Below are 25,888 nucleotides of genomic sequence, written 5' to 3'. Positions count from 1 at the left end.
GCAAAACACCAAGCTAAGCCAGAGACTTAGCGATTTGCGTGCTTCATGATACGTGCTTTGTCTACTTTCCACTCACGATCTTTAATGTCATCGCGCTTGTCGTGCTCTTTCTTACCTTTAGCAAGACCGATTTTTACTTTCGACCAGGCATTTTTCCAGTACATAGAAAGTGCGACGACGGTGTAGCCATCGCGACTGACTTTACCGAACAGCGTTTCAAGTTCTCGTTTGTTCAGCAGTAATTTTCTTGTACGTGTAGGGTCGCAGACGATATGACTCGACGCCACATTAAGAGGTTGAATGGTTGCGCCAAACAAAAAGGCTTCACCGTCGCGGAATGTGACGTAGCTGTCAGTGATGTTTGCCTTGCCAGCGCGCATCGATTTGACTTCCCATCCCTGCAAAGCAAGCCCCGCCTCGAATTCATCTTCGATGATATATTCATGGCGAGCGCGTTTGTTCATCGCGATAGTCGCGGAACCGGGTTTATGTGCTTTTTTCTTTGTCATAGTGATACTTATTATACTGTAAGCGTTGCCGAATGAAATCCCCACGCGTCTGAGACTGTGGTTTTTCCTGTTTTGGCTCCCTGTGCTTCGTAGTTTTTATTACCGGGCGGATAAATGGTATTATCTGTACGTTTTATGACACCTGGAAAATGATATGCCACAGATAAGTCGTTCTGCGCTTGTGCCGTTTAGCGTGGAGCAGATGTACACGTTAGTGAATGATGTTGATGCTTACCCGCAGTTTCTGCCGGGTTGCACTGGTAGCCGTATTTTGGATAACAGTGATACGTCGATGACCGCCGCTGTTGACGTCTCGAAGGCGGGTATCAGCAAAACCTTTACGACGAAGAATACGTTAATCAGTAATAAGCGAATTGATATGCAACTGGTTGATGGTCCATTTCGTAAGCTTACCGGGGGCTGGGATTTTATCGAGCTTAGCCCGGAAGCCTGTAAAGTGCAGCTCAGCCTTGATTTTGAGTTTACGAATAAACTGATCGAATTAGCATTCGGTAAAATCTTTAAGGAACTTGCTGGCAGTATGGTTCAGGCATTCACCCTGAGGGCAAAAGAGGTCTACAGTGTCTGAGATCCGTGTTGAAGTGGTGTACGCGTTACCGGAGCGTCAGTATCTGCGAACCGTTAAGCTGGAAGAGGGGTGTAATGTTGAACATGCGCTGCAGGCCTCGGGCTTACTTGAATTACGCAAAGATATAGACCTGAAAAAGAACAAATTCGGTATCTACAGTCGTCCGGTTAAACTGACGGATATCGTCAATGATGGCGACCGTATCGAAATTTACAGGCCGCTGATTGCTGACCCGAAAGAGTTACGGCGCATTCGCGCAGAACGCTCCAAAAAATAAGGCGCCTCAGGCGCCTTATTTTTTTACCCTGAAAGATGATGTTTGGTGATTACCAACGACCATCACACCGGGCGATTATTTTTGGTCGGACAATGTCGGTTTGTTATCGATATTAGTCAGCGTGCCTGATGCATTAAAGGTCAGAGTCAGGGTTTGCTGAGTGACGCCTTCATGGCCCGGTTCCTGACGGAACACGTAGAACCAGACATCGCTGCCAAACGGGTCGTGCAGCATCGGTGTGCCAAGAACATAAGCCACCTGCTGCTTAGTCATACCGGTGTGAATTTTTTGAACATCAGCAGGAGACAGGTAATTCCCCTGGTTAATGTCAGGCCGATAAACCACCTTTTCCAGAGTGGAACAGCCCGCAGTAAGCATTACAAGAGCTACAGCGGCGGCAGTTAGCGTTTTACAGCGCATAGTCATTACATTCCTTTAGGGCATAAGATGCCGATGATAATAGACCTTTCATCAGTTTGAAACCTTTGCGGGGCACCTGTATGACCGCTGAACTGTAAAAAAGTTGAGCTTTTTACGCTGCGAGCAACTCTTTTGCATTAGCCAGGGTGTTTCGGGTGACTTCACTTCCGCCCAGAAGACGCGCCAGTTCCTGCAAACGCGCCTTTTTATCCAGGCGATTCATTTGCGTTTCTGTCACTTCGCCGTCGGTTTCTTTGCTAACAAAATAATGCTGATGACCACAACCTGCAACCTGCGGTAAGTGCGTCACGCACATCACCTGTGTTGATTCACCTAACTGACGCAGTAAGCGACCTACAATGGCAGCCGTAGGACCACTGATACCCACATCCACTTCATCAAAGATCAATGCCGGCGTTTCCATTTTCTGCGCGGTGATCACCTGAATAGCCAGCGCGATACGTGAAAGCTCGCCGCCGGATGCCACTTTGGCTAAAGCCTGCAATGGCTGACCCGGATTGGTAGTGACCTGGAACTCAAGGCGATCAGCGCCTTCCATATTTAAATGCTCAGGCTCGAACTGGACCTGAATTTTAAATTTACCGTGCGGCATGGACAGTGCCTGCATGCTTTGTGTGATCAGGTGCGTTAACTCATCAGCAAAATACTGACGTTTTTCGTGCAACTGCCCGGCAATCGCGATGGCCTGCTGATAATGATGTTGGACAGCCTCACTCAGTTCTGCCTGATTGGTTTCCTGATCATCAAGCGCCTGCTGTTCTTCGAGTAACTGGCGGTGATGCTCCGGTAACTCCTCTGGGCGGACATGATGTTTGCGCGCTAAATTCATCTGGCGGGATAAGCGCTGTTCAAGTTCAAACAAGCGGTTTGGATCCATATCCAGACGTTCACTGTAGTGGCGAAGCTCGTCGCTGGCCTCGCTGATTTGAATCGAGGCATCATCCAGCATGACGATCAGCTCATTCATTTTGCTGTCGAGCTCGGCCAGTTCGGCGAGTTGATGACGAGCGGTGTAAAGCAGGCTGACAATATTCTGGTCTTCGCCATCCGCCAGTAAGTACAGCGCACTCTGACTGAGTGAGAGAAGCTGCCCACTGTTTGCCAGGCGTTTGTACTCTTCATCGATTTGCTCGTATTCACCCGCTTGTGGTGAGAACTCATTGAGCTCTTTCAGCTGATATTGTAATAACTGACGGCGGGATTCACGTTCGTTGATTTGTTGCTGATACAGCGCCAGCTGGCGGCAACTCTGATGCCAGTTGTGATATGCCTGACGCATTTCAGCCAAGAGCAAAGGTTGATCGGCGTAGGCGTCAAGCAGATGCTTTTGATGCTCGGGTTTGAGCAGAAGCTGATGAGCATGCTGACCATGGATTTGAATCAGGTGCTGGCCCAGCTCACGCAACTGTGACAGGGGCACCGGTGTACCATTGATAAAGCCACGCGAGCGTCCGTCATTACTGATTGTACGGCGCAGCAGGCAATCATGCCCTTCATCAAGCTGATTTTCCGCCAGCCAGACTTTAGCGGAAGGGGTGTCGGCAAGGGTGAAGCGCGCGCAGATATCTGCGCGGCTTGCGCCAAGGCGTACCATACTGCCGTCGGCGCGATTCCCGAGACAGAGTCCGAGCGCGTCAATAGCAATGGACTTACCAGCACCGGTTTCCCCGGTGATTGCCGTCATCCCTGCATGAAAATCGATTTCTAACTCACGGACAATAGCAAAGTTACTGATAGTTAATTGCGCCAGCATGATCACCTTCCTGTACATAACAACAGACCTGTAATTACATACAGTATAAACTGGTTTTATATACAGTAAAGGGGCTGGCGAATTATTTTTTAGGGATCAGAACAATTTTTTCGACCATCCGAGTTTAGTGCTCAATGTATTGAAATAGCTGTAATCTTTCGGATGAATCAGGTTTAAATGGAACTCACTGCGGCGGATCACCACTTCTTCGCCTGGTTGAATTGGCAACGCGATTTGGCTGTCACAGCTGATTTCCAGGTCGGTGCTCATGTGCGAGAAGCGCAGGCAAATCGTGCTGTTACTGTTGATCACCAGCGGTCGGGCTGACAGCGTATGCGGGAACATGGGCACCAGCGCTATCGCTTCGAGAGTCGGGGTCAGGATTGGCCCGCCGCCTGACAGCGAATACGCGGTCGAACCGGTCGGTGTTGAAATAATCAGCCCGTCCGAACGTTGTGAAAACGCGAATTTGTCGTCGATATAGACTTCAAATTCAATCATGTGCGCGACTTTTCCGGGGTGCAGAACCACTTCGTTGATGGCCGTGCTCACACGACATTGCTGATCTTTGCAGCGCACCATTGCTTCGAGCAGGAAGCGTTGCTCGCTGATATATTCGCCCTGCAGAACGTCATCCAGTTGCTGTAACGCGTTATCGGGATCCAGATCAGTCAAAAATCCCAGATTGCCGCGGTTAATGCCGATAACTTTGATGTCGTAACGCGCCAGCACGCGGGCTGCGCCCAGCATATTGCCGTCGCCTCCCACCACCACGGCCAGATCTGCTAATTTCCCGATTTCTGCCAGACTACCGGTTTGTGCGCCTTCAAGAGCTAAATCTTGCGCCACCTGCCGCTCGACAATCACCTGATAATTTTTTGAAATTAGCCAGTGATAGAGCATTTCGTGGGTGGCAAGTGCGGAAGGATGGCGAGGGTGTCCGACGATCCCAATGCACTTAAATTTTTTATTCATCGCTGTGGTTATCCTCAGCAGGGTGTGATGACTCCTGCATTATGACCGGTTTCATTCAAAACCAAACCTTGAAACCCCGGTTTTGATCCCCATAATAAGCCAACTAGCAAGATTAATGCTAAAACGCGGAGATATTCATGAGTAGTAAAGAACATAAGACACCTGACGAGCAAGTCTCTGAAGAACTGAATCAGGAACAAGAGCTGCATGCGGAAGCGGAAACTCAGGCGGCAGATGTCGTTGACCCGCGCGATGAACGCATTGCTGAATTAGAAGCACAGCTGAAAGAAGTCCAGCAGCGTGAGCGTGACAGCCTGCTGCGTGCTAAAGCGGAAGTGGAAAACGTCCGTCGCCGCACCGAGCTGGATATTGAGAAAGCACATAAATTCGCCCTGGAAAAATTCTCCGGCGAATTGCTGCCAGTGATTGATAACCTGGAACGTGCGATCGATTTGGCTGATAAATCTAACCCTGAGCTGACAGGTCTGATTGAGGGGGTAGAACTGACCCTGAAATCAATGCTGGATGCGGTTCGTAAGTTCGGTATGGAAGTGGTGGGTGATATTCACGTGCCATTCAACCCTGAACTGCACCAGGCGATGACGATGATGGAATCCGAAGAGCTGGAACCTAATCACGTTATCATGGTGATGCAGAAGGGTTATACGCTGAATGGCCGTCTGTTACGTCCTGCGATGGTTGCGGTGTCTAAAGCCAAAGCCTGATTCTGTTTTCAACAGACTGATTTAATGAGAGAGGCACCTTTGCGGGTGCCTCTTTTTTATGCCTGATCGGGTAATACCGGCGTCCAGTTAATCGGCGTGAGGCCTTGTTGTTCCAGTAAAGCATTTGCCTGTGAAAAATGCTTACATCCCAGAAACCCCCGGTGTGCAGAAAGTGGGGAAGGGTGTGGCGCTTTCAACACATGATGACGGTTTCGGTCGATAATATTGCCCTTCTTCTGCGCGTGAGAACCCCAGAGTAAAAAGACAATCCCTTCGCGATTTTCATTCAGCGCCGCAATGACCCGATCGGTGAACGTTTCCCAACCCAGTTTGGCATGTGAATGTGCCTGTCCGCCTTCCACGGTTAATACCGTGTTGAGCAGCAACACGCCCTGATCGGCCCAGCTCTGTAAGTAGCCGTGGCCTGGGCGCTCAAACCCCGGAATATCGGTCACCAGCTCTTTATACATATTCACCAGCGAAGGAGGAGCAGGAATGCCGGGACGCACTGAAAATGAAAGTCCATGAGCCTGATTCGGACCGTGGTAAGGATCCTGCCCGAGAATGACGACTTTCACATCCGCCAGTTCCGCTGAACGGAATGCATTAAACACATCCTGCTGCGGTGGATAAATGGTCTTGCCTGCAGCCCGTTCCGCTGCGACAAACTTCAATGTATCAATGAAGTAAGGTTTTTCTTTTTCCTGACCAATCACGTCATGCCAGGTGAGAGTGGTGGACATTGACGCTCTCCTTTTTAAGGTTATTTTGATGGGCGTAGCTTACCTGCTCGTTCATCACAGTGAAACCCGCACCTCCCTTTACCCATAGTTATCTGCGGTTTGAGGATTTGTATGCAAATTTTATTGATAATTTACAAAAATAATTTAAGCGAGAGGCTTGGAAAAATTGATGTAAAACATAAATATGCCGTGATGATGAAATGACCACACTGAAAAGATTGATATTAGTCAAAGATTGCGGGGTGTAGTGCTGTTATATCTGAGAGCAGGAACAACAGATTGCTGTAAGAATCTGATACCCACCAATTAACAGTATCGTAGCCAATTATGGAGGCAATATATGATCACCGGGATCCAAATTACCAAAACCAACAACGAAGCACTGAAAAACTCTTTCTGGTTGCTGGATGATGAAAAAGCGGAAGCTCGCTGCGTATGTGCGAAAGCAGGTTATGCGGAAGACCAGATCGTGGCTGTAAGCGAACTGGGCCAGTTTGAATACCGTGAAGTGCCAATGGAAATTCAACCGACTGTACGCGTGGAAGGGGGTCAACACCTGAACGTAAACGTACTGCGTCGCGAGACTCTGGAAGATGCTGTGAAGCATCCTGAAAAATACCCACAGCTGACTATCCGCGTTTCCGGCTATGCGGTGCGCTTCAACTCACTGACTGCAGAACAGCAGCGTGACGTTATCACCCGTACCTTCACAGAAAGCCTGTAATTAAAGGGTTTTCCGGGTGTGATGCCCATAAAAAAACCGCCTGAAAAGGCGGTTTTTTTTCATCTGTATCAGATAACTAACGGATACTTATTTTGACGTGTCTTTCGCAGCATCAGGTTTTACGCGGCGTTTGCCGACATTTTTACTGTCGCGATGGCGAACTTTGACTTTCACTTTCGATTTTTCCTGCGACGCTTTCTGCTTCTCTTTGCGCTTCGCCAACACTTTCTTCGATGGCTTACCGGTAGTCTTCTCGCTTGGCGCTTTCGTTTTCGGGCGAAGTTCATCAATCACGCGGGCTTTCAATGGCTCGTTCAAATAACGCCCAATTTTGCCCAGCAGCAGATGGTCATGCGCTTCAACGAATGAAATGGCTGTGCCTTTACGGCCCGCACGACCGGTACGGCCAATACGGTGCAGATAGATATCCGCAGTCAGTGGCAGGTCGAAGTTAAAGACGTGGCTGATGTCATTGATATCCAAACCGCGCGCGGCGATATCAGTGGCAACGAGCACGTTCACGCGGTCTTCAACCATGCGCTTAACGGCTTCAGTACGCTTGACCTGAACCATCTCGCCTTCCAGATAGCAGGAGTTGATCCCTGCTTCACGCAGCCATGCAACCAGTTCGTGTACCCGTTCACGCTTACGCACGAAGATCACTGATTTAGTGACATCTTCCTGTTTGAGCAGGTGGATCAACATCTGTGTTTTGTGTGGCACATCATCGACGCGGTAATACCATTGCAGGATCTTCTTGCGCTCGCGACGTGACGGATCGGCTTCGATCTCGACCGGCTCGGTCAGGATGCGTTCGGCGAATTCACGGATGGCTTCCCCTTCCAGCGTTGCGGAGAACAGCAACGTCTGTTTACGCCAGCGTGCTTCGGCTGAAATCGTTTCGATATCCTGAGCAAAACCCATGTCCAGCATGCGATCGGCTTCATCAAGGATCAGCGTTTCAATGGCGCGGCAATCGAAGTTTTCTTCTTTGATGTATTGCAGCAAACGGCCTGTCGTCGCAACGACGATGTCCTGGTTTTCACTGAAGACTTCAGCGTGGTTCATATAAGCCACACCGCCGGTGATCGTTGCGATATCCAGATCGGTATGCTTTGCCAGTTCGCGGGCCTGATCGGCAACCTGCATGGCCAGTTCACGCGTTGGCGTGAGGATCAGAATACGTGGCGGACCAGATTTCTTACGCGGGAAATCCAGCAAATGCTGCAATGCAGGCAACAGGAATGCCGCTGTTTTGCCGGTGCCGGTAGGAGCCGAACCCAACACATCGCGTCCGTCCATTGCAGGCGGAATTGCCTCTGCCTGAATGACAGTCGGGCGGGTATAGCCTTTTTCGCCTAAGGCGTCTAACAGGCGTTCATCGAGTTCGAGTTCGGAAAAATTCGTTACAGTCATGGTCTACCTCTACTTGGGGCGCCGATTATAGACGTGTTAGACGCGATCTTCACCTATTTAAGCGGTTTGTGTGCCTTTTCCTCTGCATCTCTTTGCCCTATGCTACGTCAGTTTTCGTTCACAGGCCTGATGGCAGGCGCAATTACGGTGAAATTAGTGACAAAAGAAGCCAGTTCCACACAGCCTTTACGGCGTAATGGATTTACCTTTAAACAGTTCTTTGTCGCCCATGACCGTTGTGCGATGAAAGTCGGTACAGACAGTGTCCTGCTGGGCGCTACAGCCCCCGTGACGCAGGCACGACGTATCCTGGATATCGGCTGCGGCAGCGGTCTTATTGCGTTGATGCTGGCACAGCGCAGCGGCCCGCAAACGCAAATTGATGCGGTTGAACTGGAATCCGCCGCCGCCGGACAGGCCGCTGAGAATTTCCATGAGTCTTGCTGGGCGAAAAGGCTGGCTGTGTTTGAGCAGGATATCAATCTCTTTGCAGAAGCACACCCCGCAACCTATGACCTGATCGTCAGCAATCCGCCGTATTTTGAGTCGGCAGTGGCCTGCCGCGATGAGGCCCGTAATGCGGCGCGCTATACCGAAACGCTGACCCACGATGCTCTGCTTGAGTGCGCCGCAAAGCTCATCACGCCTGACGGTGTGTTCAGCGTTGTGCTGCCTTATGAAATTGGTATGGCATTTGAAACCATGGCGCATCAGAAAGGCTGGTTCAGCCACTGGCGGATGGCCGTACGGGATCGTCCGGGTAAACCTTTAAACCGGCTGCTGCTCACGCTCTCAAAGCAACCCGCAGAATTGCGGGATCAAGAACTGGCACTGCGAAAATCTGAAGGGATCTACAGCGAAGAATTTTGCGCATTGATCACGGATTTTTATCTGAATTACTGAGAAGAGTGCAATTAAAGGCAAAAATGAGAAAAGTGCGTTCCTTCGCACTTCGCGCCATCAGGGCTGGAGGATCGTTGGCTGTGGATTTTCCTGTAAATCAGGATAATCCAGCGTGTAGTGCAGCCCGCGGCTTTCCTTACGTTCCATGGCGCTACGCACAATCAGTTCGGCGACTAACACCAGATTGCGCAACTCGAGCAGGTTATTTGAAATGCGGAAGTTTGCATAATACTCATCAATCTCCTGTTGCAGGGTCATGATGCGACGCAGCGCGCGTTCGAGGCGTTTCGTGGTACGCACGATCCCGACATAATCCCACATAAACAATCGCAACTCATGCCAGTTATGCTGGATCACGACCTGTTCATCGGAGTTGTCCACACGGCTTTCGTCCCATTGCGGCAGGTTTTTCGCCAGTTTGACGTGAGGCAGGCGCTTGATGATATCTTCAGCCGCTGACCAGCCGTAAACCACGCATTCCAGTAATGAGTTCGAGGCCAGACGGTTTGCGCCATGCAAACCGGTGTAACTGACTTCACCGATAGCGTAGAGGCCGTCAAGATCGGTTCGCCCATGCTGATCAACCATTACGCCGCCACAGGTGTAGTGCGCGGCAGGAACAATCGGAATCGCTTCTTTGGTCAAATCAATGCCCAGTGAGCTCAGTTTTTCATCAATCATCGGAAAGTGATGTTTGATGAATTCCGGTGGGCGGTGGCTGATATCCAGATACATACAATCTGCACCGAGACGCTTCATTTCATGGTCGATAGCTCTGGCGACCACATCGCGCGGAGCCAGTTCGCCACGTGCATCAAAGTCCGGCATAAAGCGTGAGCCGTCGGGGCGTTTTAGCACGGCACCTTCGCCGCGCAGGGCTTCAGTCAGAAGGAAATTGCGTGCCTGAGGATGATAGAGGCAGGTCGGATGAAACTGGTTGAATTCGAGATTAGCAACACGACAGCCCGCGCGCCAGGCCATGGCAACGCCATCGCCGGAGGAAATATCCGGATTGGTGGTGTACTGATACACTTTTGCTGCACCGCCCGTTGCCAGAACGACGGCTTTGGCTCGCAGCGTCTCGACATGTTCTTTATCACGGTTCCAGACGTACGCGCCCACCACCCGCTGAGTACCGGCTAATCCAACTTTGCTGGAGGTAATTAAATCCACCGCATTATAGCGTTCCTTAACACAAATATTGGGGTGCGCTCTTGCTTTACTTACCAGCGTAGTTTCTACTTCTTTACCTGTTGCATCAGCAGCATGCAGGATCCTGCGGTGGCTGTGACCACCTTCACGGGTCAGGTGATAACGCTCTTCTGAGCTGGCGTTCGTTTCGGTATCAAACAGGACTCCCTGGTCGATTAACCATTGAACACAATGGCGAGCATTGCTGGCGATAAATTCAACAGCTTCTTTATCGCATAAACCTGCGCCAGCAATTAATGTGTCTTCGACGTGTGAGGCAATGCTGTCTGCTTCATCGAAAACGGCGGCGATACCACCCTGAGCGTAAAATGTGGAACCTTCGTTGAGGGGGCCTTTACTGAGAACAGTAACGTGACAGTGGTCTGCAAGTCGCAAAGCCAAAGAAAGGCCCGCAGCACCACTTCCGATTATCAATACATCGCTAACAAATTCAGATGAAGGTTGCATAACGTATGATGTTTGCAGAAGAAGAGGGAAATTCATGTTAGCCTAAACCTCCGTGCAAAAGCCACGGGCATGAGACTTCAATAGAAAAAACAATGGCGATGTGGAACTTAAGGTTCCATGTGAACTCCAAGCAGTACTTGCTCAGGAATATAATGATGAAAGCTGGCAGTACGACTTTATGCGCGGAGATAGTTTTGGGGAGATTTTACCTCGGATGAGCGAGCAGTTAGCCGATCAAGTTCTGGTTGAGCGGGTCCAGAAGGGTGATCAAAAATCGTTCAATTTACTGGTTATCCGTTACCAGCATAAGGTAGCGAGCCTGGTATCCCGCTACGTGCCACAGGGCGATGTGCCTGATGTGGTTCAGGAATCTTTCATTAAAGCCTATCGTGCGCTGGAATCTTTCCGTGGCGACAGTGCTTTTTATACCTGGCTGTATCGAATTGCAGTCAATACAGCGAAAAATTATTTAGTCGCTCAGGGACGGCGTCCACCATCGAGTGATGTGGATGCAAACGAAGCCGAAAATTTCGAAAGTGGCGGCGCCCTGAAAGAAATATCGAACCCTGAGAACTTGATGTTGTCAGAAGAGTTACGGCAAATAGTTTTCCGTACTATTGAAGCACTCCCGGAAGATCTTCGCATGGCGATTACTCTGAGGGAGCTGGATGGATTAAGCTACGAAGAGATAGCGACCATCATGGACTGTCCGGTGGGTACGGTACGATCCCGAATATTCCGTGCCCGGGAAGCAATTGATAACAAAGTTCAACCGCTCATCCAGCGTTAGAGATGACGGACACAGGAAGGGTACTTAGGCATGCAGAAAGAAAAGCTTTCCGCTCTGATGGATGGTGAAGCCATTGATTCCGAACTGTTAAGTTCGTTATCAACAGACCGTGCGCTTCAACAAAACTGGCAGAGTTATCATTTGATACGCGATACCTTGCGTGGTGATATTGGGAATGTGGTGCATCTGGATATCGCAGATCGTGTGGCCGCTGCGCTGGCAAACGAGCCGGTTAAACTGGTGCCTGGCTCTGCAACCGAATCGCAACCTCAACCTCATACCTGGCAAAAAATGCCGTTCTGGCAGAAGGTTCGCCCTTGGGCAAGCCAGCTGACTCAGGTCGGTGTCGCAGCCTGTGTGTCGCTGGCGGTGATTGTCGGTGTCCAGCACTACAATCAGCCTGACGCTACCGGCGCTTCGCCAGAAACCCCGGCGTTCAATACCCTGCCTATGATGGGCAAAGCTTCCCCTGTTAGCTTCGGTGTACCAAGCGAAGGTAACTCGGCCAGTGGGCAACAGAACGTGCAGGAACAACGCAAGCGTATCAACGCTATGTTGCAGGACTACGAATTGCAGCGCCGCTTGCACTCTGAGCAGCTACAACTTGAGCCTGTTACTCCACAGCAAGCCGCTGTTCAGGTCCCTGGTAATCAGTCTTTAGGAACGCAAACGCAGTAATGAAGCAAATTTGGTTTGCCGTTTGTTTAGTGACAGGCGGCCTGCTTTCTTCTGGTATCGCCTCGGCTGAATCCCCTACCGAGGCTTTATTACAAGAGATGGGCAAGGCCAGCCAGTCGCTGAATTATGAAATGGGTTTCATCAACATCACGAAGCAAGGAATTGATTCCTATCGCTATCGTCATGCTATATCTAACCGAAGCTCTCTGGCTCAGTTAGTGTTGATGGATGGTCCGCGCCGTGAAATTGTCCAGCGTGGAAAAGACATCAGCTACTTTGAAACTGGGTTACAACCCTTCACCCTGGATGGCGATCATATCGTTGATTCGCTGCCTTCAATTGTTTTCAGTGATTTCTCCCTGCTCTCAAAATATTACGATTTTATCGCCGTAGGACGTGCGCGTGCCGCTGACCGTTTGAGTCAGGTTATCCGCGTCGTTTCTCGCGATGGAACTCGTTTTAGCTATGTGATTTGGGTGGATGAAGAAACGAAATTGCCGATGCGCGTTGATCTGTTGGATCGCGATGGCGAAACGCTCGAACAGTTCCGGGTCATCAGTTTCAGCGACGCTGATAAACAAGTCATCAGCTCCTTGGGCGATCTCGAGAAAGCAAATCTGCCTCCTGTGCTTTCATTACCTGCTTCCGAGCAGGTGAAATTTGCATGGCAGGTTAAATGGCTTCCGGCGGGTGTCACCGAAGTGGCGAGCAGTCGCAGAACCTTGCCAAATATGCCGGTGACGATAGAGTCTCGTTTGTATACTGATGGGCTTTTCAGTTTCTCTGTTAACGTCAGTGCAACCACCAATGGCCCTTCTGAGCAGTTGATCAGGCAGGGGCGAAGAACAGTGCAAACGGAAATACGTAATGGAAATGAAATTACGGTTGTGGGCGAATTACCGCCTTCAACGGCCAAACGTGTTGCTGACAGCATAGTCTTCGCGGCAAAATAACGCTTTCTACTAAAGAATTTTCGGGTGATCACATGATGAAAGAATGGGCCACGGTGGTTTCGTGGCAAGACGGCATTGCTACACTGCGTTGCGAAACGCAGGCGGGGTGCAGTAGTTGCCATTCACGGTCAGGCTGTGGTGCCCGTGTGCTCAACGAATTAGGGCCGCAAACCGAACATAATTTGCAGGTCAACATCTCCGAACGCCTTGAGCCAGGGCAAAAAGTCGAACTGGGTATTCCTGAAGGAAGCCTGCTGCGTTCTGCTTTTCTGGTGTATATGACGCCGCTGTTTGGTGTGATACTGGGTGGCGGTGTGCTGCAGTCACTGATGAAAGCGGATGTTTACGCAGTGGTTGGGGCGGTACTTGGCGGCGGGCTTGGTTTTTTGATTGCTAAAACCCTGGCAGCTAAAGTCGATGGCAAGTCAGGTTATCAGCCCGTTATTTTGCAGGTGGGTCTTCCCCCCAATGCATTCCGTTATGCCACAGATCACGATCAGCAACTTCCTTCCTGATTTAAGGCCGTTATATCGGGTGATATAACGGCCTTAATATTCTCACTCTAATGCCTGACCGGGATCCGGTTCTGAATCATATGTTCGATCAGTGCGATAAAAAGATCGGCGCTGGACAATGATGTGTAGGGCACGGAGAATAAAATTCTGCCATGTTTATCGAGCAGTCTGACCAGCGGACTGTTGCTGCCACCACTGATAAACTGAATATCCTCTATCGGTACTGTTTTACCGCCATCTGCATTGAGTGCCAGCGCGCTAAGTCTGATTTTTTTCTCATTCATCATCATAAGCTTATTACTGAAAAACCGTTTTAAGCCGCAGTGTGAATGGGTCATGCTGGTGAAATGGATATCCCCGCCCTGAGCCAGAGTATTTAATGCCCACGGGCCCCGAAAAATCAGTTGTTCGGTTTTAATGATCTCGATTAACCGTTCTGAGTTCGCAATATTTGGGGTGATACGGTGCCAGATTCTGCTATTTTCTTCGCGAAACAGCATGGTATTTAAAATCCGTCGCGTATATTTTCCCGTCCTGAAACGATATATATCCATAATCCTTTCAAAAGGGATGAACCTGTTTTTCTTATCTTCCTGACTTATAACCAAAATGCCATTTTCATGCAGCTGATATATTTGCTGAGGCCGGATCAGGCGTCGTAAAAAGATCAGCACAACGCCCAGCGCAATACTCAGCAGTGCAGTAAAGAAAACGCTGTAGAGACTGTTAGTTGAGTGATCAACGGTCAGCAGTAAGGCAAGTTGCACTGCTCCGGCGACCAGTAAGAGAATTGACAGGACCAGAGTGATCCACGAGTTGGCTTTGGCAAAGCCATGCTGACTGAGCAGCCGCCCTTCATTGATCATGATGATAACCTTGTGACCGGATTGAGTTAAAAAATAAAAGATGCTTAAGGAAGAATGGGGCAGTTGAATGATATTTTTGAAATAATATTTTCTTTTTATAACAATATATTAGGTTTTAATAATGCATTTTGTATATGGGTATTTTCCTAAAGCGTATGTTGTCTTAGCGTGATGCGCAGAGGTTCGCAGTAAAATCGTGAGGTCCCTTTCGGGGAAGCTGGCAGGAGGGATCCGCTGTCAATGTGAGTTCAGCCCGTTGGCAAAGCTTGCATAATCTGGACTTAGGGGATGTCGAGACTAGGTTTTCACAGTGCTGGCATGTAGAATGCTGCGACTCAGGCGAAAGACAGCCAACCTACAAACCGTCGCTGTATGTTCATGGCGAATGATCCAGAAATACCAAGGCAGAAAAACTTTTATAATGAAGCATATACGAAATTTCTCCATTATTGCCCACATTGACCACGGTAAGTCGACGCTGTCCGACCGTATTATTCAAATTTGCGGTGGGTTGTCCGACCGTGAAATGGAATCGCAGGTCCTCGACTCGATGGATCTGGAGCGTGAGCGTGGCATCACCATCAAAGCCCAAAGCGTGACCCTCGATTACAAAGCGAAAGATGGTCAGGTCTATCACCTGAACTTTATCGACACGCCGGGCCACGTTGACTTCTCTTATGAAGTTTCCCGTTCACTGGCGGCGTGTGAAGGCGCGTTGCTGGTCGTGGATGCAGGGCAGGGCGTAGAGGCTCAGACCCTGGCTAACTGCTACACCGCGATGGAAATGGATCTGGAAGTCGTTCCTGTTCTGAACAAAATCGACCTGCCAGCCGCCGATCCCGATCGCGCTGCTCAGGAAATCGAAGATATCGTTGGTATCGATGCGACGGATGCGGTGCGTTGTTCCGCAAAAACCGGTGTCGGTGTCCCTGAAGTGCTTGAACGTCTGGTGCGTGATGTTCCCCCGCCAGAGGGCGACCCTGACGCGCCTTTACAGGCTCTGATCATCGACTCCTGGTTCGATAACTATCTTGGTGTCGTCTCTCTGGTGCGTATCAAAAACGGCACCATGAAAAAAGGCGACAAGATTAAAGTGATGAGTACCGGACAGGTTTATAACGCCGACCGTCTGGGTATTTTCACGCCAAAACGTGTCGATAAAGATATTCTTAATTGTGGTGAAGTGGGCTGGCTGGTCTGTGCGATTAAAGACATCCTCGGCGCACCGGTGGGCGATACTCTGACACTGCAACGTAATCCTGCGGATAAAGTCCTGCCTGGTTTTAAGAAAGTGAAGCCACAGGTTTATGCCGGTCTGTTCCCGGTCAGCTCCGACGATTATGAAAACTTCCGTGACGCGCTGGGCAAACTCAGCCTGAACGATGCTTCTCTGTTCTATGAACCAGAAAGTTCTACAGCGTTAGGCTTCGGCTTCCGTATTGGTTTCCTGGGTCTTCTGCACATGGAAATCATTCAGGAACGTCTCGAACGTGAATACGATTTAGACCTGATCACCACGGCTCCGACGGTAGTTTACGAAGTGGTGACCACAAGTAACGAAACCATTTACGTGGACAGCCCGTCTAAACTTCCTGCGCTGAATAATATTCAGGAACTGCGTGAACCTATTGCTGAATGCCACATGCTGATGCCTCAGGAATATCTGGGTAGCGTCATTACGCTGTGCATTGAGAAACGTGGTGTTCAGACCAACATGGTTTACCACGGCAACCAGGTTGCGCTGACCTACGAGATCCCTATGGCGGAAGTGGTTCTTGATTTCTTTGACCGTCTGAAATCAACGTCCCGCGGTTATGCTTCACTTGATTACAATTTCAAACGTTTTCAGGCTTCTGACATGGTACGTGTTGATGTTCTAATCAACGGCGAACGTGTGGATGCCCTGGCGCTGATTACTCACCGTGGTAACTCACAAGGTCGCGGTCGCCAGTTGGTTGAGAAAATGCAGGAACTCATCCCGCGTCAGCAGTTTGATATTGCTATCCAGGCGGCGATTGGTGCACATATCATCGCCCGCTCAACGGTTAAACAGTTACGTAAAAACGTTTTGGCTAAGTGCTACGGCGGTGACGTAAGTCGTAAGAAAAAACTGTTGCAGAAACAGAAAGATGGTAAGAAACGCATGAAGCAAGTGGGTAACGTCGAGTTGCCTCAGGAAGCGTTCCTGGCCATTCTCCATGTGGGCAAAGACGGCAATAAATAAATCCTTAATTGAGTTGTAGGGAGTATGCATGGCTAACATGTTTGCCCTGATTCTGGCGATTGCAACGCTGGTGTCAGGGATTATTTGGTGCCTTGATCGTTTTAAACTGGCACCCGCTCGTCGGGCTAAAATTGCGAAAATTAAGGCTGAAACCGGCGGTGCTGTTGACGATACAACGCTGAACAAGGTGGCGAAGCAGCCAGGTTGGGTAGAAACCTGTGCTTCAGTATTCCCGGTTTTGCTCGTCGTGTTTGTGGTGCGTTCATTCATTTATGAACCCTTCCAGATCCCGTCAGGCTCCATGATGCCTACGCTGTTGATCGGCGATTTCATCGTGGTAGAAAAATATGCCTACGGTCTGAAAGATCCTATTACTCAGACTAAACTTATCGAAACGGGCGAGCCGAAACGCGGCGATGTGGTGGTGTTCAAATATCCGCTGAATACCAAGGTGGACTATATTAAACGTCTGGTGGGCTTGCCGGGTGATCGTGTGACTTACGATCCTTTCAGTAAGCAAGTGACTATTCAGCCAGCCTGTCAGAGCGGCAGTAATTGTAATACCGCGCTGGCCGTGACTTACGACACCGGCGTTGCCAGTGATTTCGTTCAGACATTTGGTCAGTCTTCGGGTGGCGAAGCGAGCAGTGGCTTCTTTGAAACACCGCCAACGGCGAATGTTCCTCAGGACGGCGTCCGTTTGGTGCAGTTCAATGAAACATTGGGAAATGTGACGCACCATATTCTGACTGTGCCTGGCGCACGTGACCAGTTGGGTGCTTATTACCGCCAACCAGGGCAGCCAATGGGCACCTGGGTTGTCCCAGCCGGCCATTATTTCATGATGGGCGATAACCGTGATAACAGCGCAGACAGCCGTTATTGGGGCTTTGTGCCAGAAAAGAATTTAGTGGGTAAAGCGTCTGCTATTTGGATGAGCTTTAAAAAACAGGAAGGTGAATGGCCTACCGGCGTTCGTTTAAGCCGTATCGGTGGAATTCATTAACGCCTGTTGCTGCCCCTGAGTTATTCGAGTTGCAGGAGGATAATACCCCTGCAACTTCAGTGATCGCGGGCACATTAGCGCAGCATTAAATGTCCACACGTTGTAGAATAACCCTTCGGGCGATAAAAGTTGGCTCTCCTGATTTTAATTTTTTATTAAAAAGCACTGAGAGCCACTGCAAACGAAACAGCTTTGGATTGGCTTAGGGCGAAGCAGGCCTGTTCCGTATGCTGAAGTTTTTGACGCATTCTTGATCTATTGGTAACTCATGAATCCCATCGTAATAAACAGGCTTCAGCGGAAGCTGGGCTACACTTTTCAACAGCAGGAACTTTTATTGCAGGCACTGACTCACCGCAGCGCAAGCAGTAAACACAATGAGCGTTTAGAGTTCCTGGGTGATTCCATTCTTAGTTATGTGATTGCTAACGCGTTGTACCAACGTTTTCCTCGTGTTGACGAGGGCGATATGAGTCGTATGCGAGCCACGCTGGTTCGTGGAAATACGTTAGCTGAAATGGCACGTGAATTCGATCTCGGTGAATGCTTGCGTTTAGGGCCGGGCGAATTAAAAAGTGGTGGTTTCCGCCGTGAGTCAATTCTTGCGGATACGGTGGAGGCACTCATTGGCGGCGTGTTCCTGGACAGTGATATCCAGAACGTCGAAAAGCTGATTCTCGATTGGTACCGTAGTCGTTTAGACGAAATCAGTCCCGGTGATAAGCAGAAAGACCCAAAAACCCGGTTACAGGAGTTTTTGCAAGGTCGTCATCTGCCGTTGCCTTCTTATCTGGTTGTGCAGGTTCGCGGTGAAGCGCACGACCAAGAGTTTACCATCCACTGCCAGGTCAGTGGCTTGAGCCAACCGGTTGTAGGAACCGGCTCAAGTCGCAGAAAAGCCGAGCAGGCGGCAGCGGAACAAGCGCTGATACAGCTGGAGCTTGAATGAGCGAAGAAAAGAATTACTGTGGTTTTATAGCCATTGTTGGCCGACCAAACGTCGGCAAATCAACCTTGCTGAACGAATTACTGGGGCAGAAAATCTCCATTACTTCGCGTAAACCGCAAACCACCCGTCACCGTATCATGGGGATCCATACTGAAGGCCCATATCAGGCCATCTATGTTGATACCCCGGGGCTGCACATGGAAGAAAAGCGGGCGATTAACCGCCTGATGAACCGTGCTGCAAGCAGTTCCATCGGTGATGTTGAGCTGGTTATTTTTGTTGTTGAAGGCACCCATTGGACGCCTGACGACGAAATGGTCGTGAACAAACTGCGCGATATCAAAGCGCCGGTGCTGCTGGCGATCAACAAAATCGATAATGTCACTGACAAATCGAAGCTGTTGCCGCACCTGCAGTTCCTCAGCGAGCAGATGAACTTCATCGATATCGTCCCAATGTCGGCGGAAAAACGTATCAACGTGGATACAATCGCCAGCATTGTTCGTAAGCGTCTGCCGGAAGCGATTCATCACTTCCCTGAAGATTACATTACTGACCGTTCACAGCGCTTTATGGCTTCTGAAATCATCCGTGAAAAACTGATGCGTTTCCTCGGCGAAGAGCTGCCTTATTCAGTGACCGTTGAAATTGAACGTTTCGTGAGTAACGAGCGCGGCGGTTACGATATCAATGGCCTGATTCTGGTAGAACGTGAAGGCCAGAAAAAAATGGTTATTGGTAATAAAGGCTCAAAAATCAAGACGATCGGTATCGAGTCACGCCAGGACATGGAAAACATGTTTGAAGCGAAGGTTCATCTTGAATTGTGGGTTAAGGTCAAATCCGGCTGGGCAGATGATGAACGTGCGCTGCGTAGCCTGGGTTATGTAGACGACTTATAATAAGGTCCGCGCCTATGGAAGGCTGGCAACGCGCATTTGTTTTGCATGGGCGACCTTACAGTGAAACCAGTCTCATGCTGGATTTATTCACTGAGGGACAAGGGCGGGTGCGCATACTGGCTAAAGGTGCGCGTGGCCGCCGGTCCAATCTGAAAGGCTGCCTGCAGCCTTTTACGCCATTACTGGTTCGCTGGAGCGGGCGGGGAGAAGTGAAAACCCTGCGTAACGCCGAGCCGGTGTCTCTCGCACTTCCTCTGTCTGGTTTGATGCTTTACAGCGGCCTCTATGTCAATGAGCTTGTTTCCCGCGTTCTTGAGCAGGAAGCTAACTACTCCTCGTTATTCTTCGATTATCTCAATTGTTTGCAAAATCTTGCGGGCGCCACGGGCTCTCCTGAATATGCCTTGCGGCAGTTTGAACTAGCGCTATTGCACCATCTTGGCTATGGCGTCGATTTCCTGCATTGTGCAGGCAGCGGCGAAGAAGTCACTGACACCATGACCTACCGTTATCGCGAAGAGAAAGGGTTTATCGCCAGTCTGGTTATCGACAATACCAGTTTCACCGGCAAAGACCTGAAGGCGCTTGCAAGCCGTGATTTCCCCGACGTCGCAACCTTGCGAGCCGCCAAACGTTTTACGCGCATCGCATTGAAGCCGTATCTCGGTGGTAAGCCACTGAAAAGCCGTGAGCTGTTTCGCCAGTTTCAGGTTAAAAAACCCGTTGCACCTTCTGACAATTCTGCCAGCTAATTTACCCCCCGCACTACACGCCGTAGCGTTCAAGGGTGTAAACTGCGGGAATGGTTTTTTGATCCACCCGTAAATTAATCCATTCTAAAATCTGGAGTTGTTATGGCCGAGTTGCTGTTGGGCGTTAACATTGATCATGTCGCGACACTGCGTAATGCACGCGGTACGGCTTACCCTGATCCCGTTCAGGCTGCGTTTATTGCAGAACAAGCGGGTGCTGATGGCATCACCGTTCACCTGCGCGAGGACCGCCGCCACATCACCGATCGCGATGTGCGCCTGCTGCGTCAGACTATTCAGACCCGCATGAATCTCGAAATGGCAGTGACGGATGAGATGGTTGGCATTGCCTGTGAAATCCTTCCGCACTTCTGCTGTCTTGTGCCGGAAAAGCGTGAAGAAGTGACCACGGAAGGCGGTCTGGACGTTGCAGGGCAGATCGATAAAATGACCGTCGCCGTGTCGCGACTGAGTGAGGCCGGTATTCTGGTTTCTCTGTTTATTGATGCGGATTTACGTCAGATCGATGCCGCAGTTGCCGTCGGTGCTCCTTATATCGAAATTCATACCGGCGCATACGCAGAAGCGAAGACGGATCTTGAGCGTGAGGCAGAACTTCATCGCATTAAACAAGGTGCTGCGTACGCCGCAGGTAAAGGGCTGAAAGTGAATGCCGGCCACGGGCTGACATATCACAACGTACAGCCGATCGCCGCGATGCCGGAAATGCACGAACTGAACATTGGTCATGCGATTATTGGTCAGGCCGTGATTGATGGTTTGTCAGGTGCAGTGCGCGAGATGAAAAATCTGATGCGGGAAGCACGTCGTTAATGACTATTTTAGGTTTAGGTACGGATATCGTTGAGATAACCCGTATCGAAGCAGTGATTGAACGCAGTGGCGACCGGCTGGCAAAACGTATTTTATGCGCCAGCGAATGGGCTGTTTATCAGCAGCATCAGCAGCCGGTTCGCTTTCTGGCAAAACGTTTTGCCGTCAAGGAAGCCGCCGCCAAAGCGCTGGGAACGGGGATCCGTAACGGTCTGGCGTTTGAGCAGTTCGAAGTGGTAAACGACGTGCTGGGAAAACCGGGGCTGATTTTTCACGCCCGCGCGGCGGAAATGGCGGCGGAGCTCGGGGTAAAAGCCGTACACGTGACGCTGGCCGATGAACGCCGTTATGCCTGTGCTACCGTGATTATCGAAAACTGATTTACACGGCGTGATGCAGCACCACAAATTTATCCCACAGCTGTTCGTTGGATTCGGTGTGTTGCGGATTGATAATAATCGTATTATCGATCGGGCAGACACTCTGGCAGGTCGGCTTATCGTAATGGCCGACACATTCTGTACAGCGATCGCTGTCAATTTCGTAAATCTCGTTGCCCATCGAGATCGCCTGATTCGGACACTCCGGTTCGCACATGTCGCAATTAATGCATTTGTGTGTGATCAGCAGGGCCATAATGTGTCTCATCTCTCAATAATCAGGGCGCGCAGTATATCAGAATTGCGCTGGCGTAGGTTCCACGCCAGCGCCTATCCTTGTCTGAACTGATCCTGATCAAATCAGCTTCTTTACCAACTCTTCGCTGTGGCGGATACGCTCCGGCGCATGCTCGGTATCCTGCTGAACCAGCGCGACAAACAGCAAATCGGTCAGGGAATATTGCGCCGTCGTGGCAGAGAGCGCGGCACCACGGGTCGCCGGCAATTCGGCAACGGTGTACAGGCAGTGATCGGCCTGTTGTTGCAGCGTATTCGGCGTAAAACCGGTGATCGCCAGCACTTTAGCCCCACTTTCTCTGGCCACCCGCGCCGCCAGATTAATCTCGCTGCGCTCGCCGCTGGAGGAAATCGCCAGCAGTAAATCTTTTTTAGACAGCGCCTGAACCGTCGCGATAAGCACATGGGTGTCTGATTCGGCGATGGCCGTTACGCCAATTTTCAGCAGTTTATAGGCCAGATCTTTCGCCACCAGACCTGATGCGCCGATCCCCGTCAGCACGATTTTTCTGGCCTCGCTCAGCATCGACAACCCGATTTGCAACCGTGCCTCGCCGTTGATATCCAGCGTGGCGCGCAATGCCGCCTGTTTTTCCGCCAGCAGTTTCTCTCCGACCACCTGCAGACTGTCGGTGCTCAGGATCTGATTATGTACCGTGACCGGCGGGCTGTTTTTAGGCGATGCCAGGGATTCGCTCATCGCCAGCTTCAGCGCCGGAAAACCTTTATATCCCAATTTCTGCGCGAATTTCACCACGCCTGACTGGCTGACGCCTGCCATCTCAGCCAGCTTCTGTGAACTCAGATGGCGCGCTTCTTCCGGCTGATCCAGTAAAAAATCAGCCAGCTTGCGATCATTTTGTGCCAGCGATGGGTATAGCTGGCGGATCCGAATCATACAACTCATGGTGGGTTATCCCCGTGCCTCAAAATACCAACATCACGTTTTACTGATTATGTTATCTAAAGTAGCAAATATTCCTCGCATTGATGAATAAAATATTCAAGTATTGGATGATTATTTTGAATTAAAAATTCAGGAGTGTGCAATGAGCAATGCCATGAACTTAGGTTCCCTTATCTCAGAAAGCCGTAATCCGGAAACAATGAATCTGGATGAGATGTCCACGCTGGAGCTGGTGACCTGCTTTAATCACCAGGATCGCAAAGTGCCCGAGGCGATAAGCCTCGTTCTGCCAGCGATTGCTCAGGCCGTTGACCACGCCGCTGCCTCTTTGACTGCCGGGGGGCGCCTGATTTATCTCGGTGCAGGCACCAGCGGTCGTCTGGGCGTGCTGGATGCGTCAGAGTGTCCGCCGACGTTTGGCGTACCGCATGGCGTGGTTGTCGGGCTGATAGCCGGTGGGCCCGGCGCCATGCTCAAAGCCGTAGAAGGTGCTGAAGACGATGAAAATCTGGGCATTGAAGATTTAAAAAATCTAAACCTGACGGCGAAAGATACGGTTGTCGGACTGGCGGCCAGCGGACGCACGCCGTATGTGATTGGCGCGCTGCGTTATGCCACGACGCTGGGATGTGCGACGGTGGCGATTTCCTGTAACCCGGACTCACCGATTGCCCGCGAAGCCAATATCGCCATTTCCCCGGTGGTAGGCCCGGAGGCGCTGACCGGCTCCACACGTCTGAAATCCGGTACCGCACAGAAACTGGTACTCAATATGATTTCAACCGGTGCCATGGTGAAAACGGGCAAGGTTTATCAGAACCTGATGGTGGATGTGAAAGCGACCAACGTCAAACTGGTGGATCGTGCCTGCCGGATTGTGGTGGAGGCCACCGGCGCGGAACGAACTGCTGCAGAACAGGCGCTCGCGCAAACTGATTTTGAAGTAAAACCGGCGATTCTGATGCTGCTGGCGGGCATTGATGCGCAACAGGCGCAAGCACGCCTGACCAGACATAACGGATTCCTGCGTCTGGCTCTGGCCGATTAAGCATAAGGGGATAAGTATGGCGACGGAGATGAATAAAACTCACCTGCTGGCTTCCAGAATTTTGCAGGGTGTGGGCGGCGAAGCAAACATCAGTAAGCTGGAAAACTGCATGACGCGCGTGCGTGTGGAAGTGCTGGATGAGCAGCTTTTAGATCTGACCAGCCTGAAAACGCTCGACGGCATAAAGGGCTATCTTAAGCAGGGCGATCAGCACCAGTTTATTGTCGGGCCGGGTGCGGCGGCAAAAGTCGTCGACGCCATGCGCTTACAGCTTACGCCTGCCCGCCAAAACGGCGGTGGTGAAACGGACATTGCCCGTAACAAGGCGAATGCAAAAGCCAAATACTCCGCGCCGATGAGCGGGGCGCTGCGAAAGCTTGCCGACGTCTTTATTCCGCTTATCCCCGCATTCATTGCTTCCGGTCTGATCATGGGCATCATCAACCTGCTCAAGCGCCCCGACATCGCCGGATCGATTGCCACCGATTATCCGAATATTCTTGGATTACTGGCCGTGTTCGGCGGGGCCGTTTTTGCCATCATGAACATTCTGGTCGGCGTCAATGCGGCGCGGGTGTTCGGAGGTTCGCAGGCGATGGGCGGCGTGATGGCCGGTATTCTCTCCAGCCCTGCGCTGGCGCAGATCACCTTATTCGGCGAAACGTTGCAGCCCGGTCGCGGCGGGGTGATTGCCGTACTGCTGGTGGTGGCGCTGATGTGCTGGCTGGAAAAACGTCTGCGTGAGGGGTTACCGGAGTCCGTGGAGCTTATCCTCAACCCGCTTATCACCACGCTTATCACCGCGACACTGGCGATTATTATCCTGCAACCGCTCGGGGGGTACATCTCGGACGGCATTGCGCACGGTGTCAATATTGCCATCGATAAAGGCGGTTTACTGGTCGGCGCCATTCTGGCCGGGGCATTTTTGCCGCTGGTACTGTCAGGTTTGCATCAGGGATTAGTGCCGATCCACGTAGAACTGATTCAGGCTCACGGTTCCAATCCTTTGCTGCCGATTCTGGCAATGGCGGGTGTCGGGCAGGTGGGCGCGGCGATCGCCGTTTATATGAAAACCCGTAATGCCCGTCTGAAAAAAGTGATTAAAGGTGCGTTACCGGTCGGGATCCTGGGGATTGGCGAACCGTTGATTTTCGGTGTCACGCTGCCTCTCGGGCGGCCTTTTATCGGCGCCTGTCTGGGCGGTGCCGTCGGCGGCGCACTCATCTGTTACTGGAAAGTCGCCACGGTGATCACCTTCGGGATTTCAGGATTGCCGCTGGCACTGACGATCGTTTCTGGAAAAGTGATGTTGTATCTGGCAGGTTTAGTCATTACGGTATTAGCTGGTTTTATATTTACCTGGATGATGGGGTTCAACGATCCCGAGGAGTAACGGATTGACTACGAAGCCTGACCAACGGGTAGTTTTTTTTGATCTTGATGGCACATTGCATCAGCAGGATATGTTTGGTTCCTTTCTGCGCTTCCTGCTTTGGCGCATGCCGCAAAATCTGATTCTGGTGGTGCCTTTATTGCCGCTGATTGGGCTGGGGCTATTTTTTCAGGGGCGCGCCGCGCGCTGGCCAATGAGCCTGCTGCTGTGGGCAATCACTTTCGGGCACAGCGAGGCGCGTTTAAAGGCGCTGGAGTTACAGTTTGTTAACGCATTTCGCCAGAAGGTGGTGGAGTTCCCGGTTGTGCAGCGGCGCCTGCGCGAATATCTCGAGAGTGATGACACTGAGGTTTGGCTTATCACCGGCTCGCCGGAAAATCTGGTGCGGCAGGTTTATGACACGTCGCTGTTTCTGCCGCAGGTAAAACTGGTAGGCAGCCGGATCGCCCGTGCGAAAGGGGGATGGGTGTTGCCGTTACGTTGTCTGGGAGAAGAGAAGGTCGTGCAACTGGAAAGCCGGATCGGTTCGCCGCTGAAACTCTACAGCGGCTACAGCGACAGCAAACAGGACAATCCGTTGCTGTTCTTTTGTGAACACCGCTTTCGTGTCAGCAAGCAGGGGGAATTACAACAGCTGGAATAAAGCGTGACGTTCTGTTTCGCGCAAAAAGAAAAGG

The 25,888-nt window shown here is 50.8% G+C and carries 29 protein-coding genes; 19 read left to right on the top strand and 10 right to left on the bottom strand.

All coding sequences use genetic code 11. From position 1 onward, the window contains the following. Positions 1 to 26 precede the first annotated feature (26 nt). A complete protein-coding gene (smpB, locus tag J1779_RS24915; RefSeq protein ID WP_015698410.1) occupies positions 27 to 509 on the bottom strand; it encodes an SsrA-binding protein SmpB in 483 nt (160 codons plus the stop codon). Positions 510 to 663: 154 nt separating this feature from the next. Here smpB and J1779_RS24910 point away from each other — a divergent pair, with 154 nt between their 5' ends. Both J1779_RS24910 and J1779_RS24905 read left to right on the top strand, forming a co-directional pair. Beyond that, the gene (locus J1779_RS24910) at positions 664 to 1,098 is read left to right on the top strand and encodes a type II toxin-antitoxin system RatA family toxin (RefSeq protein WP_056770801.1); all 435 of its coding nucleotides are present in this window, start codon (positions 664 to 666) and stop codon (positions 1,096 to 1,098) included. Then, positions 1,091 to 1,375 carry an RnfH family protein gene (locus tag J1779_RS24905; protein ID WP_136374701.1) on the top strand — a complete coding sequence of 95 codons (285 nt, stop codon included), beginning with the start codon at positions 1,091 to 1,093 and terminating at the stop codon, positions 1,373 to 1,375. Before J1779_RS24910 ends, J1779_RS24905 begins: the two co-directional genes overlap by 8 nt. A gap of 75 nt (positions 1,376 to 1,450) precedes the next feature. Here J1779_RS24905 and bamE read toward each other — a convergent pair whose 3' ends face one another. The 3 genes from bamE to nadK all read right to left on the bottom strand — a co-directional run bounded on the left by bamE (position 1,451) and on the right by nadK (position 4,544). Then, on the bottom strand, positions 1,451 to 1,795 hold the full coding sequence (gene bamE / locus J1779_RS24900; RefSeq protein WP_056770807.1) for an outer membrane protein assembly factor BamE: 345 nt from the start codon (positions 1,793 to 1,795) through the stop codon (positions 1,451 to 1,453). 112 nt (positions 1,796 to 1,907) lie between these two features. Further along, positions 1,908 to 3,569, bottom strand: a complete 1,662-nt coding sequence (gene recN / locus J1779_RS24895) for a DNA repair protein RecN (protein WP_162997860.1) — start codon at positions 3,567 to 3,569, stop codon at positions 1,908 to 1,910. Positions 3,570 to 3,665: 96 nt separating this feature from the next. Next, entirely contained in the window at positions 3,666 to 4,544 is an 879-nt protein-coding gene (gene nadK / locus J1779_RS24890; protein WP_056770813.1) for an NAD(+) kinase, read from the bottom strand. Positions 4,545 to 4,681: 137 nt separating this feature from the next. Here nadK and grpE point away from each other — a divergent pair, with 137 nt between their 5' ends. Further along, a complete protein-coding gene (grpE, locus tag J1779_RS24885) occupies positions 4,682 to 5,269 on the top strand; it encodes a nucleotide exchange factor GrpE (RefSeq protein ID WP_056770817.1) in 588 nt (195 codons plus the stop codon). Positions 5,270 to 5,325: 56 nt separating this feature from the next. On the opposite strand, the gene ung is transcribed toward grpE, so the two are convergent. After that, on the bottom strand, positions 5,326 to 6,012 hold the full coding sequence (ung, locus tag J1779_RS24880) for a uracil-DNA glycosylase (RefSeq protein WP_217205014.1): 687 nt from the start codon (positions 6,010 to 6,012) through the stop codon (positions 5,326 to 5,328). A gap of 340 nt (positions 6,013 to 6,352) precedes the next feature. Between ung and grcA the strand changes: the two genes are divergently transcribed. Then, on the top strand, positions 6,353 to 6,736 hold the full coding sequence (gene grcA, locus J1779_RS24875; protein WP_056770823.1) for an autonomous glycyl radical cofactor GrcA: 384 nt from the start codon (positions 6,353 to 6,355) through the stop codon (positions 6,734 to 6,736). An 87-nt stretch (positions 6,737 to 6,823) separates the two neighbouring features. Here grcA and srmB read toward each other — a convergent pair whose 3' ends face one another. Then, entirely contained in the window at positions 6,824 to 8,152 is a 1,329-nt protein-coding gene (gene srmB, locus J1779_RS24870; protein ID WP_056770826.1) for an ATP-dependent RNA helicase SrmB, read from the bottom strand. Positions 8,153 to 8,281: 129 nt separating this feature from the next. Here srmB and trmN point away from each other — a divergent pair, with 129 nt between their 5' ends. Then, positions 8,282 to 9,055 (top strand): tRNA(1)(Val) (adenine(37)-N(6))-methyltransferase TrmN, encoded by a 774-nt coding sequence (gene trmN / locus J1779_RS24865; RefSeq protein ID WP_217205013.1) that lies wholly within the window; start codon positions 8,282 to 8,284, stop codon positions 9,053 to 9,055. Positions 9,056 to 9,112: 57 nt separating this feature from the next. On the opposite strand, the gene nadB is transcribed toward trmN, so the two are convergent. After that, positions 9,113 to 10,714: an L-aspartate oxidase gene (nadB, locus tag J1779_RS24860; protein WP_183848757.1), complete on the bottom strand. Its 1,602-nt coding sequence runs from the start codon at positions 10,712 to 10,714 to the stop codon at positions 9,113 to 9,115. 214 nt (positions 10,715 to 10,928) lie between these two features. Here nadB and rpoE point away from each other — a divergent pair, with 214 nt between their 5' ends. Genes rpoE through rseC form a run of 4 tightly spaced genes read left to right on the top strand, consistent with a single transcriptional unit; the run spans position 10,929 to position 13,650 of the window. Further along, entirely contained in the window at positions 10,929 to 11,504 is a 576-nt protein-coding gene (gene rpoE, locus J1779_RS24855; RefSeq protein WP_056771962.1) for an RNA polymerase sigma factor RpoE, read from the top strand. Positions 11,505 to 11,534: 30 nt separating this feature from the next. Further along, the gene (gene rseA, locus J1779_RS24850; RefSeq protein ID WP_056770831.1) at positions 11,535 to 12,182 is read left to right on the top strand and encodes an anti-sigma-E factor RseA; all 648 of its coding nucleotides are present in this window, start codon (positions 11,535 to 11,537) and stop codon (positions 12,180 to 12,182) included. Further along, complete coding sequence (rseB, locus tag J1779_RS24845) at positions 12,182 to 13,135, top strand: sigma-E factor regulatory protein RseB (RefSeq protein WP_056770832.1); 954 nt, start codon at positions 12,182 to 12,184, stop codon at positions 13,133 to 13,135. Before rseA ends, rseB begins: the two co-directional genes overlap by 1 nt. Positions 13,136 to 13,167: 32 nt before the next feature. Further along, positions 13,168 to 13,650: a SoxR-reducing system protein RseC gene (gene rseC, locus J1779_RS24840; protein ID WP_122096040.1), complete on the top strand. Its 483-nt coding sequence runs from the start codon at positions 13,168 to 13,170 to the stop codon at positions 13,648 to 13,650. A 47-nt stretch (positions 13,651 to 13,697) separates the two neighbouring features. Here rseC and J1779_RS24835 read toward each other — a convergent pair whose 3' ends face one another. Further along, positions 13,698 to 14,516 (bottom strand): hypothetical protein, encoded by an 819-nt coding sequence (locus tag J1779_RS24835; protein WP_056770839.1) that lies wholly within the window; start codon positions 14,514 to 14,516, stop codon positions 13,698 to 13,700. A 421-nt stretch (positions 14,517 to 14,937) separates the two neighbouring features. Here J1779_RS24835 and lepA point away from each other — a divergent pair, with 421 nt between their 5' ends. The 7 genes from lepA (at position 14,938) to acpS (ending at position 21,563) form a co-directional block, all read left to right on the top strand. Next, positions 14,938 to 16,740, top strand: a complete 1,803-nt coding sequence (gene lepA, locus J1779_RS24830) for a translation elongation factor 4 (protein WP_056770843.1) — start codon at positions 14,938 to 14,940, stop codon at positions 16,738 to 16,740. 28 nt (positions 16,741 to 16,768) lie between these two features. Continuing rightward, positions 16,769 to 17,746 (top strand): signal peptidase I, encoded by a 978-nt coding sequence (gene lepB / locus J1779_RS24825; RefSeq protein WP_122096038.1) that lies wholly within the window; start codon positions 16,769 to 16,771, stop codon positions 17,744 to 17,746. A 268-nt stretch (positions 17,747 to 18,014) separates the two neighbouring features. After that, positions 18,015 to 18,695, top strand: a complete 681-nt coding sequence (rnc, locus tag J1779_RS24820; protein ID WP_056770851.1) for a ribonuclease III — start codon at positions 18,015 to 18,017, stop codon at positions 18,693 to 18,695. Next, on the top strand, positions 18,692 to 19,597 hold the full coding sequence (gene era, locus J1779_RS24815) for a GTPase Era (protein WP_056770854.1): 906 nt from the start codon (positions 18,692 to 18,694) through the stop codon (positions 19,595 to 19,597). Before rnc ends, era begins: the two co-directional genes overlap by 4 nt. Positions 19,598 to 19,611: 14 nt before the next feature. Beyond that, a complete protein-coding gene (gene recO, locus J1779_RS24810; RefSeq protein WP_056770858.1) occupies positions 19,612 to 20,349 on the top strand; it encodes a DNA repair protein RecO in 738 nt (245 codons plus the stop codon). 102 nt (positions 20,350 to 20,451) lie between these two features. Further along, a complete protein-coding gene (gene pdxJ / locus J1779_RS24805; RefSeq protein WP_056770860.1) occupies positions 20,452 to 21,183 on the top strand; it encodes a pyridoxine 5'-phosphate synthase in 732 nt (243 codons plus the stop codon). Then, entirely contained in the window at positions 21,183 to 21,563 is a 381-nt protein-coding gene (gene acpS / locus J1779_RS24800) for a holo-ACP synthase (protein WP_056770863.1), read from the top strand. Before pdxJ ends, acpS begins: the two co-directional genes overlap by 1 nt. 1 nt (position 21,564) lies before the next feature. On the opposite strand, the gene J1779_RS24795 is transcribed toward acpS, so the two are convergent. After that, on the bottom strand, positions 21,565 to 21,819 hold the full coding sequence (locus J1779_RS24795) for a YfhL family 4Fe-4S dicluster ferredoxin (RefSeq protein WP_056770866.1): 255 nt from the start codon (positions 21,817 to 21,819) through the stop codon (positions 21,565 to 21,567). Positions 21,820 to 21,918: 99 nt separating this feature from the next. Beyond that, entirely contained in the window at positions 21,919 to 22,767 is an 849-nt protein-coding gene (locus tag J1779_RS24790) for a MurR/RpiR family transcriptional regulator (protein ID WP_217205012.1), read from the bottom strand. A 154-nt stretch (positions 22,768 to 22,921) separates the two neighbouring features. Between J1779_RS24790 and murQ the strand changes: the two genes are divergently transcribed. From murQ to yfhb, 3 genes are read left to right on the top strand one after another with little or no spacing between them, the layout of a single operon-like run. After that, positions 22,922 to 23,815 carry an N-acetylmuramic acid 6-phosphate etherase gene (murQ, locus tag J1779_RS24785; RefSeq protein WP_217205063.1) on the top strand — a complete coding sequence of 298 codons (894 nt, stop codon included), beginning with the start codon at positions 22,922 to 22,924 and terminating at the stop codon, positions 23,813 to 23,815. A gap of 28 nt (positions 23,816 to 23,843) precedes the next feature. Further along, complete coding sequence (locus tag J1779_RS24780; RefSeq protein ID WP_122096127.1) at positions 23,844 to 25,211, top strand: PTS transporter subunit EIIC; 1,368 nt, start codon at positions 23,844 to 23,846, stop codon at positions 25,209 to 25,211. Between the two features lie 4 nt (positions 25,212 to 25,215). Further along, positions 25,216 to 25,854 carry a phosphatidylglycerophosphatase C gene (gene yfhb / locus J1779_RS24775; protein WP_056770871.1) on the top strand — a complete coding sequence of 213 codons (639 nt, stop codon included), beginning with the start codon at positions 25,216 to 25,218 and terminating at the stop codon, positions 25,852 to 25,854. Positions 25,855 to 25,888: the final 34 nt, after the last annotated feature.

The organism is Rahnella rivi (assembly GCF_019049655.1).
Classification (GTDB): domain Bacteria; phylum Pseudomonadota; class Gammaproteobacteria; order Enterobacterales; family Enterobacteriaceae; genus Rahnella; species Rahnella rivi.
Note: the sequence above shows the minus strand (reverse complement) of the source record. Positions and strands in the feature narration are given on the sequence as shown.

Excerpts from the sequence above, each read along its gene's own strand:
- ung (WP_217205014.1), bottom strand. The coding sequence starts at position 6,012 with ATGTCCACCACTCTCACCTGGCATGACGTGATTGGTCAGGAAAAAGAA.
- nadK (WP_056770813.1), bottom strand. The coding sequence starts at position 4,544 with ATGAATAAAAAATTTAAGTGCATTGGGATCGTCGGACACCCTCGCCAT.
- J1779_RS24910 (WP_056770801.1), top strand. The coding sequence starts at position 664 with ATGCCACAGATAAGTCGTTCTGCGCTTGTGCCGTTTAGCGTGGAGCAG.
- rnc (WP_056770851.1), top strand. The coding sequence starts at position 18,015 with ATGAATCCCATCGTAATAAACAGGCTTCAGCGGAAGCTGGGCTACACT.
- J1779_RS24780 (WP_122096127.1), top strand. The coding sequence starts at position 23,844 with ATGAATAAAACTCACCTGCTGGCTTCCAGAATTTTGCAGGGTGTGGGC.
- rseA (WP_056770831.1), top strand. The coding sequence starts at position 11,535 with ATGCAGAAAGAAAAGCTTTCCGCTCTGATGGATGGTGAAGCCATTGAT.
- J1779_RS24795 (WP_056770866.1), bottom strand. The coding sequence starts at position 21,819 with ATGGCCCTGCTGATCACACACAAATGCATTAATTGCGACATGTGCGAA.
- recO (WP_056770858.1), top strand. The coding sequence starts at position 19,612 with ATGGAAGGCTGGCAACGCGCATTTGTTTTGCATGGGCGACCTTACAGT.
- nadB (WP_183848757.1), bottom strand. The coding sequence starts at position 10,714 with ATGCAACCTTCATCTGAATTTGTTAGCGATGTATTGATAATCGGAAGT.
- lepB (WP_122096038.1), top strand. The coding sequence starts at position 16,769 with ATGGCTAACATGTTTGCCCTGATTCTGGCGATTGCAACGCTGGTGTCA.
- J1779_RS24835 (WP_056770839.1), bottom strand. The coding sequence starts at position 14,516 with ATGATCAATGAAGGGCGGCTGCTCAGTCAGCATGGCTTTGCCAAAGCC.
- trmN (WP_217205013.1), top strand. The coding sequence starts at position 8,282 with ATGGCAGGCGCAATTACGGTGAAATTAGTGACAAAAGAAGCCAGTTCC.
- grcA (WP_056770823.1), top strand. The coding sequence starts at position 6,353 with ATGATCACCGGGATCCAAATTACCAAAACCAACAACGAAGCACTGAAA.
- bamE (WP_056770807.1), bottom strand. The coding sequence starts at position 1,795 with ATGCGCTGTAAAACGCTAACTGCCGCCGCTGTAGCTCTTGTAATGCTT.
- murQ (WP_217205063.1), top strand. The coding sequence starts at position 22,922 with ATGAACTTAGGTTCCCTTATCTCAGAAAGCCGTAATCCGGAAACAATG.
- J1779_RS24790 (WP_217205012.1), bottom strand. The coding sequence starts at position 22,767 with ATGAGTTGTATGATTCGGATCCGCCAGCTATACCCATCGCTGGCACAA.
- smpB (WP_015698410.1), bottom strand. The coding sequence starts at position 509 with ATGACAAAGAAAAAAGCACATAAACCCGGTTCCGCGACTATCGCGATG.
- acpS (WP_056770863.1), top strand. The coding sequence starts at position 21,183 with ATGACTATTTTAGGTTTAGGTACGGATATCGTTGAGATAACCCGTATC.
- rpoE (WP_056771962.1), top strand. The coding sequence starts at position 10,929 with ATGAGCGAGCAGTTAGCCGATCAAGTTCTGGTTGAGCGGGTCCAGAAG.
- pdxJ (WP_056770860.1), top strand. The coding sequence starts at position 20,452 with ATGGCCGAGTTGCTGTTGGGCGTTAACATTGATCATGTCGCGACACTG.
- grpE (WP_056770817.1), top strand. The coding sequence starts at position 4,682 with ATGAGTAGTAAAGAACATAAGACACCTGACGAGCAAGTCTCTGAAGAA.
- recN (WP_162997860.1), bottom strand. The coding sequence starts at position 3,569 with ATGCTGGCGCAATTAACTATCAGTAACTTTGCTATTGTCCGTGAGTTA.
- rseC (WP_122096040.1), top strand. The coding sequence starts at position 13,168 with ATGATGAAAGAATGGGCCACGGTGGTTTCGTGGCAAGACGGCATTGCT.
- era (WP_056770854.1), top strand. The coding sequence starts at position 18,692 with ATGAGCGAAGAAAAGAATTACTGTGGTTTTATAGCCATTGTTGGCCGA.
- srmB (WP_056770826.1), bottom strand. The coding sequence starts at position 8,152 with ATGACTGTAACGAATTTTTCCGAACTCGAACTCGATGAACGCCTGTTA.
- rseB (WP_056770832.1), top strand. The coding sequence starts at position 12,182 with ATGAAGCAAATTTGGTTTGCCGTTTGTTTAGTGACAGGCGGCCTGCTT.
- lepA (WP_056770843.1), top strand. The coding sequence starts at position 14,938 with ATGAAGCATATACGAAATTTCTCCATTATTGCCCACATTGACCACGGT.